Origin of the sequence: Pseudomonas cichorii, from assembly GCF_015471405.1 — a bacterium.
GTDB classification, from domain to species: Bacteria; Pseudomonadota; Gammaproteobacteria; order Pseudomonadales; family Pseudomonadaceae; genus Aquipseudomonas; species Aquipseudomonas serbiensis.
This window is the reverse complement of sequence record NZ_BLVZ01000010.1, coordinates 1-15,643: the sequence shown is the minus strand read 5'-3', so window position 1 is coordinate 15,643 and position 15,643 is coordinate 1. Positions and strand designations below refer to the sequence as shown.

The window sequence follows — 15,643 nt, the reverse complement described above, 5'->3', positions numbered from 1 at the left end:
GCGGCGCTATGCCTTACACCCAATGCAGGACTACCTCCCCGGATACCGGGGAATCTTTAAACAAGGGATGGGCTATGGTTCAGGTTCGTAAACTGGTATTAGCAATTGCTGCGGCTTCGGCGCTGTCATCTGGGATGGCGCAGGCGTTGGGGCTCGGGGAATTGTCGGTAAAGTCGACCCTGAACCAGCCTTTGGTAGCCGAAATTGAATTGACTCAGGCACAGGGTCTGGATGCCGCGCAAGTAGTTCCCAGTCTGGCAACTACTGCCGACTTTGCGCAGGCGGGTGTGACGCGACAGGCATTTCTCAATGACCTGACTTTTACCCCGGTTATCAATGCCAGCGGTAAAAGCGTGTTGCGCATTACTTCCAGCAAGCCGGTGCGCGATCCCTATGTGAAGTTCCTGGTTCAGGTGCTATGGCCTAATGGCCGGTTGCTGCGTGAATACAGCCTGTTGCTGGATCCACCGAAGTTCTCGCCAGAGGCCGCCGCAGCTGCCGCAGCCGCAGCACCTGTCGCTCCGGCAGCTCCTGCGCAGTTGCCATCGGTTGCGCCGCCTGTGGCTGCTCCGGCACCCGCCACGCCTCCTGCCCCAGCCCCGGCGCCCGAGGCAGCGTTGCCGCCTCCAGCCGTGGACAAGCCTGCGCAATACGTCACCACCAACAACGATACGCTGTGGGAAATTGCCGCCAAGGTTCGTACGGGCGGTACGGTTCAGCAGACCATGCTGGCAATTCAGGCGCTTAACCCTGACGCTTTCATCGGCGGCAATATCAACCGCCTGAAAAAAGGCCAGGTGCTGCGTCTGCCGACCCCTCAGCAGACCACTGCGCTGCCTCAGCCTCAGGCGCTTGCGGAAGTATCCCAGCAATATCGTGCCTGGCGCGAAGGGCGTCGTCTGCCGGCGGGCACCCGTCAGGTGGATGCAACCCGTCGTGCGCGAGCCGGTGCGGCTCCGTCGCAGGTTGAAACCCGTGACAACCTCAGTCTGGTTTCTGCAAACGGCAAGCCTGCTGCCCAGGGCGCGGCAGGCAATGGTGATCTGAGCAACAAGCTGGCCGTGGCTCAGGAGGCGCTGGATACTTCGCGTCGTGACAATGCCGAGCTGAAAAGCCGCATGAACGATCTGCAAAGTCAGCTCGACAAATTGCAGCGCCTCATCGAACTCAAGAACGATCAACTGGCCAAGGTTCAGGCGGGTGCTGCTGCGCCAGTCAATCCTGCGGTGCCGGCTGCACTGGTCGACGCCAATGGTGCGCCGCTCAAGCCAGCGGGTGAAGTGGCCCCTGAAGATGCCTTGCCAGCCGGTGCCGCTCAGGTAGCGACACCGCCTGCGGAGCAACCGTTGGCCGTCGAACCTGTCCCTGCCCAGGAAGAAGATCCGCTCAACAACATCCTCAACAATCCTGTATTGCTGGGGCTGATTGGTGGCGGTGTTCTTCTGGTTCTGGCGCTGTTGCTGTTGTTCCTGGCGCGTCGTCGCAATGCCAAGGCCGAGGCTGAAAAGCACAAGCGAATGGCGCGAGCCTTGGCTGAAGAGTCCGATTTCGTTTCCGATATGGACATGGATGTGCCGCAAGCCAGCTTCGATGGGCTCGATGTGCCGCCACCGAACGTCAAGATGGGCGCAGCTCCGGCTGCTGCCGCTGCGGCGTCCCGTGAGCGTCCGGCTGATCCGTTGGTACAGGCCGAGATCCATATTGCCTACGGTCGGATGAATCAGGCTATCGAATTGCTTGAAGAGTCGGTCAAGGAAGATCCGGCGCGTGATGACATTCGCCGCAAGCTGATGGAAATCTACTCCGAGCAAGGTAACAACAAAGCCTATGCGGCCCATGAGCGGAAGTTGGTGGCTGCGGGAAAGCGTAATGCTGAGGTCGAGCAGCTAAAGGATCGAGACTCGACCGAGAAGGCGCCAGAGCTGGCAAAGGCTCCGGTAGCTGTTGAACCTGTTCCGGCGCCTGCTGCACTTGAGCCGGCTCCTGCGCCAGCGCCTGCACCGACAGTGGCCCCTGAGGTTGCTGTTGCGGCAGCGGCGGCTGCTGTGACGGCCGCGGCCGTTGCGGCGGAACTGGATGCCAAGTACGTGGAAGAGCTTCTGGCTGAGGATCCTGAAGATCCGACGCCTGAGCTTGCTCCTGAACCCGAGCCTGAGCTTGCTCCAGAACCGGAGATTGACCTTGAGCCGGAGCCGGAGCTGGTTGCCGAGCAGCCTGCGCCTGTGGTGCCTGAGCCTGTAGCAGAAGAGGACGATCCGTTCGATCATGATTTCGATCTGAGCCTGGACGAGTTCGAGGAAGCGCCAGTGGCTGAGGTTTCCACGATCAACGATCTGGACGATCTGCTGCTGGATGAGCCGATTGTTCCGGCTGTGAGTGCTGACGATGAGCTGAGTTTCGAGTCCATCATGCAGCAGCAGAAAGATGCCCAGGCCGCGGCAGGGGTTGATGATCTGGCCGATTTCGATCTGGATCTCTCGGAAGAGGAGCCAGCGCTCAAGGCAGAGGATGATGTCTTGCTGAGCCTGGGCGAGGATCCGCTTGATCTGGGTGAGCCGGCACCTTCATCTCTGGAGGATCTGGAACTGCCTGAGGACTTCGATCTGTCACTGGCTGACGAGATCGAAACCGATCAGGCGAGCCAGGCCTTCGCTTCCGAGATCGAAGACGTCAACGCGGAACTGGATCGTCTCTCGCAGAACCTTGAGCATCCACCGCTCGATGAGCCTCGTTTCACGGCTGAAGATGCTGCGCTTGAAGACGAGCCCGAGTTCGACTTCCTGTCGGGTGTCGACGAAGCAGCGACCAAGCTGGATCTGGCGCGGGCCTACATCGATATGGGCGATGCCGACGGCGCTCGGGATATTCTCGATGAAGTGGTCAGCGAAGGGGATGACGGGCAGAAGAGTGAAGCGCGCGAGATGTTGGCGCGTCTGGCCTGATTCATGTTCTGCTGCACTGGAACGGCCGCTTTTGCGGCCGTTTTCATTTGCGTGTCTGCTCACTGGCGTCTTTTTTCGACGCCCGTATAATGGCCGCCTTTTCGCAGACTCACAGGCTGTAGCACCTTGGCGAACATAGACAACCCGGCCGCCGAGATGGCTGCCGAGGGCTTTTCCCGAATCGCGCTGGGCGTGGAATACAAGGGCTCGCGTTATTGCGGCTGGCAGCGTCAGGCGTCTGGCGTTCTGACGGTGCAGGAAACCCTTGAGGATGCCTTGTCCAAAGTCGCGGCCTCACCCGTTTCGCTGATGTGCGCAGGGCGTACAGATGCGGGTGTGCATGCCTGCGGGCAGGTTGTGCATTTCGATACCCGGGCCGAACGGACGATGAAAGCCTGGGTCATGGGCGCCAATATCAATCTGCCTCACGATATCAGCGTCACGTGGGCCAGGGTCATGCCGGCTCATTTCCATGCGCGCTTCAAGGCGATTGCACGTCGTTATCGCTACGTGATCTACAACGACCAGATTCGCCCTGCGCACCTTGGCCAGGAAATCACCTGGAATCACCGGCCGCTGGACGTCGAGCGCATGGCCGAGGCTGCCCGGTATCTGGTCGGCACCCATGACTTCAGCGCCTTCCGTGCCGGGCAGTGTCAGGCCAAGTCGCCCGTCAAGCAGTTGCACCATTTGCGTGTCACCCGGCATGGCAAGATGATTGTCATCGATGTGCGGGCCAATGCCTTCCTGCACCATATGGTGCGCAATATCGCGGGTGTGCTGATGACCATCGGGGCAGGGGAGAGGCCTGTGGAGTGGGCGCGTGATGTACTGGAAAGCCGCGTCCGCCGTACCGGTGGCGTCACGGCGCATCCTTACGGACTGTATCTGGTGCAAGTCGAGTACAGGGATGAGTTTGCGCTGCCGGATCGCTACATCGGTCCGCACTTTCTTACAGGCTTCAGCGAACTTGACGGCTGACGACCCGAAAAGCATTTGCTAACATCCGGGACTTTCCGAAAGGTCTGAGGTTTTCACCACATGTCAGCCGTTCGCAGCAAGATCTGCGGGATTACCCGCATAGAGGATGCTCTGGCTGCCGTCGAGGCGGGCGCGGATGCCATCGGTCTGGTGTTCTACTCCAGAAGTCCGCGGGCCGTGAATGTGCAGCAGGCGCGGGCGATCATCGCCGCATTGCCGCCCTTCATCACCACCGTCGGGTTATTCGTCAATGCCAGTCGTTGCGAGCTCAATGAAACCCTGGATGCCGTGCCGCTGGATCTCCTGCAGTTTCATGGCGATGAAACACCCGAAGAGTGCGATGGCTACCACCGTCCCTACATCAAGGCGCTCAGGGTCAAGGCGGGTGATGACATTGCTGCCATCTGCCGTACCTACGTCAACGCTCGCGGAGTCCTGCTCGATACCTATGTTGATGGCGTGCCCGGTGGTACAGGCGAAACCTTCGACTGGGCATTGATTCCCGATGACCTGGACAAGCCGGTCATCCTGGCTGGCGGGCTGACTTCTGCCAACGTGGCGCAAGCCATTACCCAGGTCAGGCCATATGCCGTCGATGTCAGTGGTGGCGTCGAAAAGAGCAAGGGCATCAAGGATCGCGACAAGATTCTTGCCTTCATGAGTGCGGTCCACGGCGCTTGATGTGACGGTTGGCGCTTTGCCGCCGTCCATAAGCCTGTCCCCGCCATAAGTATGCGGGTCGGATTGAACGAGCGACTGCATTTGCGTGTGTCGCCGATTAACAGTGGGGTCGAGGGTCATGCAGGTCTTGCCGACCGCTGCCCGTCATCACCGCCACCTATACGAATTTAAGCTAAGGGCATGCGCCTGGTGTCGAACGCCAGGCGTGGGAGCCAAACCGGTACTGGAGAAATAAAGCATGAGCAACTGGTTGGTAGACAAACTGATCCCTTCGATCATGCGTTCCGAGGTCAAGAAAAGCTCGGTCCCCGAAGGGCTTTGGCATAAATGTCCTTCCTGCGAAGCGGTGCTTTATCGCCCTGAGCTTGAAAAGACCCTGGACGTCTGCCCCAAGTGCAACCACCACATGCGTATCGACGCTCGTGCCCGCCTGAACATCTTCCTGGATGCCGAAGGTCGCGCCGAGCTGGGTGCGGATCTGGAGCCGGTGGATCGCCTGAAATTCCGTGACAGCAAGAAGTACAAGGATCGTCTGGTCGGTGCGCAGAAGCAGACCGGCGAGAAAGATGCCCTGATCTCCATGAGCGGTACCCTGCTGGGCATGCCTGTCGTGGTGTCGGCGTTCGAGTTTTCCTTCATGGGCGGTTCGATGGGTGCAATCGTTGGCGAGCGTTTCGTACGTGCTGCCAACTATGCGCTGGAAAATCGCTGCCCGATGGTCTGCTTTGCTGCTTCCGGCGGTGCCCGCATGCAGGAAGCCCTGATATCCCTGATGCAGATGGCCAAGACTTCGGCTGTTCTGGCGCGTCTGCGTGAAGAAGGCCTGCCGTTCATTTCCGTGCTGACCGACCCGGTCTACGGTGGTGTATCCGCCAGTCTGGCGATGCTGGGCGATGTCATCGTTGCCGAGCCAAAGGCCCTGATCGGTTTCGCAGGCCCTCGCGTCATCGAGCAGACCGTTCGCGAAAAACTGCCTGAAGGCTTCCAGCGCAGCGAGTTCCTGCTGAACCATGGCGCCATCGACTTGATCATCCCGCGCAGTGAACTGCGTCCGCGTCTGGGCAAGCTGCTGGCTCAGATGATGAACCTGCCGACTCCCAAGTTCGTCGCGCCTGTTCTTGAGCCTATAGTCGTTCCACCGGCACCGGCCACTGTATGACCCCTGAAACCCTGGGCGACTGGCTCGCCTATCTGGAGCAACTGCATCCCTCGGCCATCGACATGGGGCTGGATCGTTCGCGACAGGTGGCGCAGCAACTGGGGCTTACCCGGCCTGCGCCTCGGGTTGTCACGGTAACCGGCACCAACGGCAAGGGCTCGACATGCGCATTCGTTGCAGCCTTGCTTCAGGCCCAGGGCCTCAAGGTGGGTGTCTACAGTTCTCCGCATCTGCTGCGCTATAACGAGCGTGTGCAGGTGCAGGGTGTCGAAGCTTCCGATGCCGAACTCTGTGATGCCTTTGCCGCTGTCGAGGCGGCGCGTGGCGATATCACCCTGACGTATTTCGAGATGGGTACGCTCGCTGCTTTCTGGCTGTTCGAGCAGGCCCGTCTGGATGCTGTCGTGCTGGAAGTCGGTCTGGGCGGTCGCCTGGATGCCGTGAATCTGGTGGATGCCGATCTCGCGCTGGTGACCAGTATCGGTATCGATCATGCCGACTGGCTGGGCAATACTCGTGAGTCGGTTGCCTTCGAGAAGGCGGGTATTTTCCGTCAGGGCCGTCCGGCACTTTGTGGCGATCTTGATCCTCCTGCGCCATTGCTTGAGCAGGCGGATCGGCTAGGCTGTCCCTTGTCATTGCGTGGCCGTGACTTCGACCTGACCGTTACAGGTCAGGGCTGGAACTGGCGTGGCCGTGACAAGGCGGGTCAGGTGGTCGAGCTTTCCGGTCTGCCTTTGCTGGATCTGCCGATGGAGAATGCTGCACTGGCACTCCAGGCTTATCTGTTACTGGATATGCCATGGCAACCCGAGATCATTGGCTCTGCATTGTCGGCTGCGCGGATTACCGGTCGTCTTGATCGCCGTGTGTTCCAGTGGCAGGGCAAGACCTTGAACCTGTTGCTCGATGTTGGTCACAACCCGCATGCTGCGCGGTTTCTGGCGCAGCGCATGGCTCAGCGGCCTGTGCTCGGCAAACGCCTTGCGGTGTTTGGCCTGCTGTCGGACAAGGATCTGGAGGGTGTGGCTGAGGAGCTGGTTTCCAGTATCCAGAGCTGGGCGGTGGCGCCACTGCCTACGCCTCGCAGCCGATCTGCCGGACAATTGCAGTCGGTGCTGCAGAACCTTGGCGCTGAAGTAGCGTCTTACGACAGTGTTGCGCTGGCGCTTGAAGCCCAATGCGCAAACGCGACGGCCGATGACGAGATTTTGCTGTTCGGATCTTTTTACTGTGTGGCCGAGGCTCTGGAGTGGTTGGCCCGGTACACCGATGAGGAAGCTGCAAATGGCTTTGCTGGATAAAGTATTCAAGCAGCGAATGGTAGGTGCCCTGGTTCTGATTGCTGTGGCGGTCATCTTTCTGCCGATGCTGTTCACACGTCAGGACGAGGTGCGTCAGGTACAGGTCGAAGCACCTTCTGCGCCTCAGGCTCCGGTTGTTCCGCAGGTCAAGGTGGAGCCGGTACCGGTGCCCGAGCCGCAAATCCTGCCGCAGGAACCTGTGCCGGGTGAAGAGGGCGCCAGCGTGGCCAGCCAGTTGCCGCCATCGATGCCGATCGCACCTGCTCCTCCTGTGGCTGCTGCACCGGTGCCGGCGCCCAAACCTGCCAAACCGGCTCCAGCCCCGACTCCAGCTCCGGCGCCTGCCACTCCTGCTGCTACTGCACCAGCCACTGCCAAGGCGGCTGCGGGCGGTGTCGATGCCAACGGGCTTTCGGTGAGCTGGTCTGTACAGTTGGCCAGCATGTCCAATCGTGCCAACGCCGATAATCTGCAAAAGACCCTGCGTGCCCAAGGCTACAACGCTTACATTCGTACCGCCGATGGTGTGAACCGGGTGTTTGTCGGACCGTTGATCGAACGTGCCGAAGCCGATCGTCTGCGCGATCAGCTGGACAAACAGCAGAAACTCAAGGGAATTGTGGTGCGCTTTCAGCCAGAGCGTGGCTAAAAGTCGCATCGCATCGCGAATCGCAGCTTACCGGCAGGCGGGCGCTCTGCTAAAATGCGCCGCCTCATCAGTCTGTAGGCTGCACCGTGCCATTTACTCCGGTTGACTGGGCGATTATCGGAATTGTCGCCATCTCCGCTCTGATCAGCATCAAGCGCGGCTTCGTCAAGGAAGCCTTGTCTCTGCTGACCTGGATCATCGCGGGCGTTGTTGCCTGGATGTTCGGAGCGGGGCTGTCCCAGTATCTGGTCAATTACATAGAGACACCTTCAGCCCGCGTGATTGCGAGCTGCATCATCCTGTTCGTCGCCACATTGCTGGTCGGCGCCATGGTCAATTTTCTTATCGGCGAACTGGTTCGCGTCACCGGGCTTTCGGGGACGGATCGTTTTCTCGGTATGGTCTTCGGCGCTGCGCGCGGAGGCCTGCTTGTCGTTGTAGCGGTCGGGCTATTGAGCCTGGGCCCGGTACAACAGGATCAATGGTGGCAGCAGTCAAGGCTGCTGCCGCAATTTCTCATGGTTGCTGACTGGTCGAAAAACCTGATTCTCGGGATGTCCAGCAAGTGGCTCGCCAGCGGCATCAGCGTTCCTGCTGAGCTGCCGTTCAAGGAGCAGATCCTGCCGGCTGCAATGCCGCAGGAAGTGCTTGGTAAATCAAGTTCCACTAAGTAGGGGTTGTGTCGCATGTGTGGCATCGTCGGTATCGTCGGTAAGTCGAACGTCAATCAGGCGCTGTATGACGCGCTCACCGTCCTCCAGCACCGCGGCCAGGACGCTGCCGGTATCGTGACCAGTCATGAAGGCCGGTTATTTCTGCGCAAGGACAATGGTCTGGTGCGTGATGTGTTCCATCAGCGCCATATGCAGCGTCTGGTCGGGCACATGGGGATTGGTCATGTGCGCTATCCAACTGCGGGCAGCTCGACTTCGGCCGAAGCCCAGCCGTTTTATGTCAACTCGCCTTATGGCATCACGTTGGCGCACAACGGCAACCTGACCAACGTCGAGCAACTGGCCAAGGAGATTTACGAATCTGACCTGCGCCACGTCAACACCAGCTCCGACTCGGAAGTGTTGCTCAACGTCTTCGCCCATGAACTGGCCGTGCGTGGCAAGTTGCAGCCCACCGAAGAAGACATCTTCGCGGCCGTGACCGACGTGCATAACCGTTGCCGTGGTGGCTACGCCGTTGTGGCGATGATCACCGGCTACGGCATTGTCGGTTTCCGCGACCCGGACGCCATTCGTCCCATCGTGTTCGGTCAGCGTCATACCGACGAAGGCGTCGAGTACATGATCGCCTCCGAAAGCGTGTCCCTGGACGTGCTGGGCTTTACCCTGATTCGCGACCTGGCTCCGGGCGAAGCGGTTTACATCACTGAAGACGGCAAGCTGTTCACCCGTCAGTGTGCGGCCAACCCGAAATATGCACCGTGCATCTTCGAGCACGTCTATCTGGCGCGCCCGGACTCGATCATCGACGGCATCTCGGTCTACAAGGCGCGTCTGCGCATGGGCGAGAAACTGGCGGACAAGATCCTGCGCGAGCGTCCCGATCACGATATCGATGTGGTTATCCCGATTCCGGACACCAGCCGCACGGCTGCGCTGGAGCTGGCCAATCACCTGGGCGTCAAGTTCCGCGAAGGTTTCGTCAAGAACCGTTACATTGGCCGTACCTTCATCATGCCGGGTCAGGCTGCACGCAAGAAATCCGTGCGCCAGAAGCTCAACGCCATCGAGCTGGAGTTCCGCGGCAAGAACGTGATGCTGGTGGATGACTCCATCGTGCGCGGTACCACCTGCAAGCAGATCATTCAGATGGCTCGCGAAGCGGGTGCCAAGAATGTCTACTTCTGTTCGGCTGCTCCGGCAGTGCGTTACCCCAACGTCTACGGCATCGATATGCCGAGTGCTCATGAACTGATTGCCCACAACCGCACCACTCAGGACGTTGCCGACCTCATCGGTGCCGACTGGCTGATCTATCAGGATCTGACTGACCTGATTGAAGCGGTCAGTGGTAGCAAGAAGATCAAGATCGACAACTTCGACTGCTCGGTCTTCGACGGCAAGTACGTGACCGGCGATATCGACGAGCATTATCTGAACAAGATCGAGCATGCGCGCAACGACGCTTCCAAGGTAAAAAGCCAGGCAGTGAGCGCTATCATCGATCTGTACAACAACTAATCGAGCAAGGAGTGACGGCATGACTCAGGAATGGGATGCCGGTCGGCTGGACAGCGACCTTGAAGGCGTGGGTTTCGATACCCTCGCCGTACGCGCCGGGCAACATCGCACGCCGGAAAGCGAGCATGGCGATCCGATGTTCTTTACCTCCAGCTATGTGTTCCGTACGGCTGCCGATGCAGCCGCGCGTTTTGCGGGTGAGGTTCCAGGCAACGTCTATTCGCGTTATACCAACCCGACCGTGCGTTCCTTCGAGGAGCGCATCGCGGCGCTGGAAGGCGCGCAGCAGGCAGTTGCCACGGCAACGGGCATGGCGGCGATCCTTTCGGTGGTCATGAGCCTGTGCAGTGCGGGCGACCATGTGCTGGTGTCGCGCAGTGTGTTCGGCTCGACCATCAGCCTGTTCGAGAAGTACTTCAAGCGCTTCGGTATCGAAGTCGATTACGTGCCTCTGGCAGACCTGTCCGGCTGGGATGCGGCAATCAAGGGCAACACGAAAATGTTGTTCGTCGAGTCGCCGTCCAACCCGCTGGCCGAACTGGTGGATATCGCCGCACTGGCGGAAATCGCTCACGCCAAGGGCGCGACGCTGGTCGTCGACAACTGCTTCTGCACGCCAGCACTGCAACAGCCGTTGCGTCTGGGTGCGGATATCGTCGTGCATTCGGCAACCAAGTTCATCGACGGCCAGGGCCGTTGCATGGGTGGTGTGGTGGCCGGGCGCAGCGAACAGATGAAGGAAGTGGTCGGTTTCCTGCGTACTGCCGGGCCAACGCTGAGTCCGTTCAATGCCTGGATCTTCCTCAAGGGTCTCGAAACCCTGAGCCTGCGCATGCGTGCTCATTGCGCCAATGCCCAGGCAGTCGCCGAGTGGCTTGAGCAGCAGGAAGGTGTCGAGAAGGTTCACTACGCCGGGCTCAAGAGCCATCCGCAACATGAGTTGGCCCAGCGCCAGCAAAAGGGTTTCGGTGCCGTGGTGAGCTTTGAGGTCAAGGGTGGCAAGGAAGGAGCATGGCGTTTCATCGATGCCACGCGCCTGATTTCCATTACTGCCAACCTGGGCGACAGCAAGACCACGATCACTCACCCGAGTACCACGTCCCATGGTCGCCTGACGCCTCAAGAGCGTGAAGCTGCCGGGATTCGTGACAGCCTGATCCGGGTTGCGGTCGGCCTGGAAGACGTTGCAGACCTTCAGGCTGATCTGGCACGCGGTCTGGCGGCGTTGTGAGCGATTGGGCGATGAAAATCGCCAGCACCAACAATGGTCGGGTGGCTCTGGTTACCGGAGCCGCACGCGGGATCGGCCTTGGCATTGCTGCCTGGTTGATCGCCGAAGGCTGGCAGGTTGTGCTGGCGGACCTCGATCGTTCACGGGGTGCCAAAGTGGCCGGGGTGTTGGGTGACAACGCCCTGTTCATTGCCATGGACGTTGCCAGCGAGGATCAGGTAGCCGCAGGTGTGGCCGAAGTGCTCAGGCGCTTTGGTCGCCTTGATGCGCTGGTGTGCAATGCGGCCGTTGCCGACCCCCATAACACCACTCTCGAAAGCCTCGATCTGGCTCACTGGAATCGAGTGCTGGGTGTGAACCTCAGCGGTCCGATGCTGCTGGCCAAGCATTGTGCGCCGTATCTGCGCGCTCATTGCGGCAGCATCGTCAATCTTAGTTCGACCCGTGCCAGACAGTCCGAGCCCGATACCGAGGCCTACGCGGCGAGCAAGGGCGGCCTGCTGGCCCTGACTCATGCGCTGGCCATCAGTCTCGGTCCGGAGATTCGCGTCAACGCCGTGAGTCCTGGCTGGATCGATGCGCGGGATCCTTCCCAGCGTCGTGCCGAGCCGTTGTCGGAAATCGACCACGCCCAGCATCCGGCTGGCAGGGTAGGGACCGTGGATGATGTCGCGGCCATGGTGGCCTGGCTGCTTTCCCGGAATGCCGGATTCGTCACAGGCCAGGAGTTCGTGGTCGATGGTGGCATGACCAGAAAGATGATTTATGTGGAGTGAGTTTTGAGCTACAGGCTTTAAGCTGCAAGCAAAGGTGCGAGAGATCGCGCCTTTTTTGTTTCTGGCTGGTGGCCCGCAATTGATCTCTGAAAGGTGTTTTTTAAAAAAACTTCAAGCAGGGTATTGACTTAGGTTCGGTAGGTGCGTAAATTTCGCGGCCTCAGCGAAGCAAAGGGTGATTAGCTCAGCCGGGAGAGCATCTGCCTTACAAGCAGAGGGTCGGCGGTTCGATCCCGTCATCACCCACCATCGTTGAGTCTGGAAGCTGTTTCACGAGGGCTTTCAGAGTTGAAGCAACACATGCGCAGCGGTAGTTCAGTCGGTTAGAATACCGGCCTGTCACGCCGGGGGTCGCGGGTTCGAGTCCCGTCCGCTGCGCCATATTATCCAGATCGGGTTCGCCGGATCAGGGATTGAAGAACCCAATGGTTGTTCAATCAGGCAGTGATTCAAACTATCGAAAGTTTGTTTCAGGTCGATTAAAAGAGTTTCACAAGCGATACGCAGCGGTAGTTCAGTCGGTTAGAATACCGGCCTGTCACGCCGGGGGTCGCGGGTTCGAGTCCCGTCCGCTGCGCCATACAAAGCTTCAAGGCCTTGAACTCCTTGAAGCAAAATAAAAAGCGACCTTAACCGGTCGCTTTTTTTTGCCTGCGATTTATGCAAAAAAAAGCTGCGCTCATTACAAGCGCAGCTTTGTCATTCAACTCTTGTTCACCACTTCATTTCGCCTTTGGCTACTTTGGCACTGAGTTCCAGTGAAGACTCCTCACCCAGTTTCGGGTAATGAGTTTTCATTGCCTGGATCAGCGCTGCGGAATCCTTGGCCTTGGCGGTTTCTGCATCGAAGGTCTTGATGTAGTTCGCGGTAAAGGCAGGTGCCTGTTCCGACTTGAGTTCACCTGTCAGGAAGTGGCCGGGAACGACGGTTGCGGGTTTCAGTTTCTCGATGGTGGCCAGGGTTGCCAGCCAGTCCTGATGCGATTTGGCACTTTGAGTGTCGGCTATCCACACATGAATGTTATTGGCCAGCACCACGCCGCCGATGACCGCCTTGATTGACGGAACCCACACAAACGTCCGGTCAGGCTGCGGGCCGTCAAGGCCGACGATCTGCAGGTCCTGGCCTTCAAGCTTCAGGCTACTGCCCTGAATGACTTCGGGAACGATGATCTTGCTCGGTGCGCCAGCGCCCAGCTTCGGTCCCCAGTAGGCCAGTTTGCCGTCCTTGGTTTCCTTGATGTGAGCGACCGTTTCAGCACTGGCCACTACCTTGGCCTTTGGGTAGGCCTCGGTAATGGCTTGCAGGCCGAAGTAATAATCCGGGTCGCCATGGCTGATGTAGATGGTGGTGAGGTTCTTGCCGCTTTTACGGATCTTTTCCACGACCTGCTCGGCCTGTGTTGTGGAAAATTGTGCGTCGACCAGGATTGCATCTTTCTCGGCAGTGACCAGCACCGACGACACCGGGAAGATGGCCTCGGCTCCAGGGTTGTAGACATCCAGCTTCAATGGCTGTGCTGCCAGGCTGGTGCCGGCGAAGCCGAGCAGGGCGATGCTGGCAACAAAGCGTCGTGCAAATAGCGGTAGCATGAAAATCTCCATCCGGGCTGTATTAAGAGAAGTCCAGATTAGTTGAGATTTATAGACTGAAAAACGCTAGATTAGGCCCATATTTGTTGCTGAAACCGGTCGAATAATGGACAAATTGCAGGCCATGCAAGCTTTCGTCACGGTCGTTGATTGCGGCAGCCAGACTGCGGCTGCCGACAAGCTCGGATTGTCGCGGCCTGTCATTTCAAGATTCCTGGCCGAGCTTGAAGAGTGGACCGGTGCCCGGCTGATGCACCGCACCACCCGACGACTGAACCTTACTGCCGCTGGCGCCGAGGTTTTGCCGTTGTGTCGACGGATGCTCGATTTGGCGGAAGACATGCGTGCCGTCGTGGCAGCGCCCGAGGATGAGCCCAAAGGCTTGCTGCGCATCACCACCAGCACGTCCTTTGGGCAGGCTCAGCTCACCCAGGCCGTCACCGAGTTCGTTGGCCGCTACTCGCAGGTGCGTGTCGACATGGTGTTGCTTGATCGCACGGTGAATCTGGTCGATGAGCGCCTCGACCTGGCGATTCGCATCACCAACGACCTGGACCCGAATCTGATTGCCCGCCGCCTGACGACCTGCCGCTCTGTGGTCTGTGCATCGCCTGCTTATCTGCAGGCGCATTCCGGACCTAAAAGTATTGAAGACCTGGCTCTGCATAACTGCCTGACCCATTCCTACCACAGCAGCAGCCTGTGGCATTTCACCCGCAAGGGTTTGCCGTGCAGCGTTGCGGTACAGGGCAACCTCAGTACCAATGACTCGATCACCACCATGCAGGCTGCGCTTTGCGGAGCGGGTATTGCGCTGCTCCCCACCTATCTGGCGGCGCCGCTCATGCAGGACGGCAGGCTGATACCCCTGCTGACCCACTACCAGCCAATGGAGCTGAGCATTTACGCGGTCTATACCTCCCGAAAACACATGTCATCGGCATTGCGGGCACTGCTGGACTTCCTCGCCGAACGCTTTGCGCCTGAACCGGTGTGGGATCGGGGTTAAAAGGCACCTGATCAAGCGTTTGTGGCTGATTGCAAAGCCCCGACACGAAAAAATCGTCATTTGTATCAGCATCTTTTCACTGTCTGCGTTGATCCTGCGCTGGCCTTGTTGCAGACTTACCGACGTTTCCCCGGTCTGCAGTTCTGCTGACAGTTATCTTCCCCAGGATCCTCGATGTTTAAGTTACTGAGCTTTCGTACCGCGTGCTGGACGTCCGTCCTGCTGGTTATTGCTGGCTGTTCGTCTCCCAAGCAGGCTGTCTACGATCATGAGCATTTCGATGATGCAGGGACTTTTTCCAGAAGTTACCCGGCCAGCGATGATTCGTCCTGTGAGGCCGGACGGCGTGCGTTGCTCAGCCAGGGCTATATCATTACCAGCAATGACCCGAAAATGATCAGCGGTCGCAAGAGCTTCCAGCAGACGGGCGAGACTCATATCGAGATCAGTTTCAACCTTGTCTGCGCGGCCGATGTCGGTGGTGGCGGTTCGACCATGTTCGCCAACGCTTTGCAGGACCGTTATGCGCTGAAGAAAACCAACAACTCGGCCAGTCTGGGGGTAGGCGTGCTGGGTTCGGTATCGATGCCGATCGGCTCGACCGACGATTCGATGGTCAAGGTGGCCAGCGAGACGGTTGCTTCGGCCAAGTTCTATGAGCGCTTTTTCGGGCTGGTGGAAAATTTCCTGCCTCCAGAAGTGAAGCAGGCTGCGCATATCGTCGAGAAACCCAAGGCTGATCTGGGCGTGCCGGAAGCGGCTCCCGCTTCCGCTCCTGCACCGGCTCCAGTTCCGGCACCGGTTCCCTTGGCGCCTCAACCGGTCGAGGCTGAGCCGAAAGCCGAAACGGTACCGCCAGAGTCCCCGGCCACACCTGTCAGCAGCGAACCAGTTGCAGCACCTGCGGAGCCAGCGGCATTCAGCGCTGAAGATCAGTAACCCCCGTAGGAGCGAATCGGGCGGCGCTCCGCTCATTCGCGAAAGGCTTCGCGAATGAATTCGCTCCTACGATCGCTTACCCCAGAAACAGCTTGTACGCCGGATTCTGGCTCTCATCCCAATACGGATAACCAATCTCCTCCAGCGCTGCGCCCACCAGATGCCGTTCCTCTTCCGGCACCAC

General features: G+C 59.1%; 12 protein-coding genes, 3 tRNA genes and 2 pseudogenes. 15 read left to right on the top strand and 2 right to left on the bottom strand.

The genetic code is table 11. The annotated features are described in order from the left end of the window. The first annotated feature begins 74 nt into the window (after window positions 1-74). The 13 genes from JL015_RS16655 to JL015_RS16595 all read left to right on the top strand — a co-directional run bounded on the left by JL015_RS16655 (window position 75) and on the right by JL015_RS16595 (window position 12,498). The gene (locus tag JL015_RS16655) at window positions 75-2,942 is read left to right on the top strand and encodes a FimV family protein (RefSeq protein WP_201019240.1); all 2,868 of its coding nucleotides are present in this window, start codon (window positions 75-77) and stop codon (window positions 2,940-2,942) included. A gap of 156 nt (window positions 2,943-3,098) precedes the next feature. Continuing rightward, a complete protein-coding gene (gene truA, locus JL015_RS16650; RefSeq protein WP_201019393.1) occupies window positions 3,099-3,923 on the top strand; it encodes a tRNA pseudouridine(38-40) synthase TruA in 825 nt (274 codons plus the stop codon). A gap of 60 nt (window positions 3,924-3,983) precedes the next feature. Next, window positions 3,984-4,604, top strand: coding sequence for a phosphoribosylanthranilate isomerase (locus tag JL015_RS16645; RefSeq protein WP_200999725.1), 621 nt, complete (start codon window positions 3,984-3,986; stop codon window positions 4,602-4,604). Between the two features lie 238 nt (window positions 4,605-4,842). Further along, window positions 4,843-5,763 (top strand): acetyl-CoA carboxylase, carboxyltransferase subunit beta, encoded by a 921-nt coding sequence (gene accD / locus JL015_RS16640; protein ID WP_200999724.1) that lies wholly within the window; start codon window positions 4,843-4,845, stop codon window positions 5,761-5,763. Beyond that, a complete protein-coding gene (folC, locus tag JL015_RS16635; RefSeq protein ID WP_201019239.1) occupies window positions 5,760-7,067 on the top strand; it encodes a bifunctional tetrahydrofolate synthase/dihydrofolate synthase in 1,308 nt (435 codons plus the stop codon). Before accD ends, folC begins: the two co-directional genes overlap by 4 nt. Continuing rightward, a complete protein-coding gene (locus JL015_RS16630; protein ID WP_201019238.1) occupies window positions 7,051-7,716 on the top strand; it encodes an SPOR domain-containing protein in 666 nt (221 codons plus the stop codon). The genes folC and JL015_RS16630 overlap by 17 nt, the downstream gene beginning before the upstream one ends. 86 nt (window positions 7,717-7,802) lie before the next feature. Then, entirely contained in the window at window positions 7,803-8,390 is a 588-nt protein-coding gene (locus tag JL015_RS16625; RefSeq protein WP_200999721.1) for a CvpA family protein, read from the top strand. A gap of 12 nt (window positions 8,391-8,402) precedes the next feature. Then, window positions 8,403-9,911, top strand: coding sequence for an amidophosphoribosyltransferase (gene purF / locus JL015_RS16620; RefSeq protein ID WP_200999720.1), 1,509 nt, complete (start codon window positions 8,403-8,405; stop codon window positions 9,909-9,911). Window positions 9,912-9,930: 19 nt separating this feature from the next. Further along, window positions 9,931-11,142 (top strand): O-succinylhomoserine sulfhydrylase, encoded by a 1,212-nt coding sequence (locus tag JL015_RS16615; protein ID WP_201019237.1) that lies wholly within the window; start codon window positions 9,931-9,933, stop codon window positions 11,140-11,142. Between the two features lie 11 nt (window positions 11,143-11,153). Further along, window positions 11,154-11,918, top strand: coding sequence for an SDR family oxidoreductase (locus tag JL015_RS16610; protein WP_201019392.1), 765 nt, complete (start codon window positions 11,154-11,156; stop codon window positions 11,916-11,918). A gap of 173 nt (window positions 11,919-12,091) precedes the next feature. After that, window positions 12,092-12,167, top strand: a tRNA-Val gene (locus tag JL015_RS16605). 55 nt (window positions 12,168-12,222) lie between these two features. Next, window positions 12,223-12,299: transfer RNA gene (locus tag JL015_RS16600), tRNA-Asp, on the top strand. A gap of 122 nt (window positions 12,300-12,421) precedes the next feature. Further along, a tRNA-Asp gene (locus JL015_RS16595) sits at window positions 12,422-12,498 on the top strand. 134 nt (window positions 12,499-12,632) lie between these two features. Here JL015_RS16595 and JL015_RS16590 read toward each other — a convergent pair. Further along, a complete protein-coding gene (locus JL015_RS16590; RefSeq protein WP_201019236.1) occupies window positions 12,633-13,511 on the bottom strand; it encodes an MBL fold metallo-hydrolase in 879 nt (292 codons plus the stop codon). 106 nt (window positions 13,512-13,617) lie between these two features. Between JL015_RS16590 and JL015_RS16585 the strand changes: the two genes are divergently transcribed. Continuing rightward, entirely contained in the window at window positions 13,618-14,520 is a 903-nt protein-coding gene (locus JL015_RS16585; protein ID WP_201019235.1) for a LysR family transcriptional regulator, read from the top strand. Between the two features lie 174 nt (window positions 14,521-14,694). Further along, window positions 14,695-15,450, top strand: a pseudogene (locus JL015_RS16580) (DUF2242 domain-containing protein); the annotation flags it as partial. A gap of 85 nt (window positions 15,451-15,535) precedes the next feature. On the opposite strand, the pseudogene JL015_RS16575 reads toward JL015_RS16580, so the two are convergent. Continuing rightward, a pseudogene (locus JL015_RS16575) lies at window positions 15,536-15,643 on the bottom strand (threonine dehydratase); the annotation flags it as partial.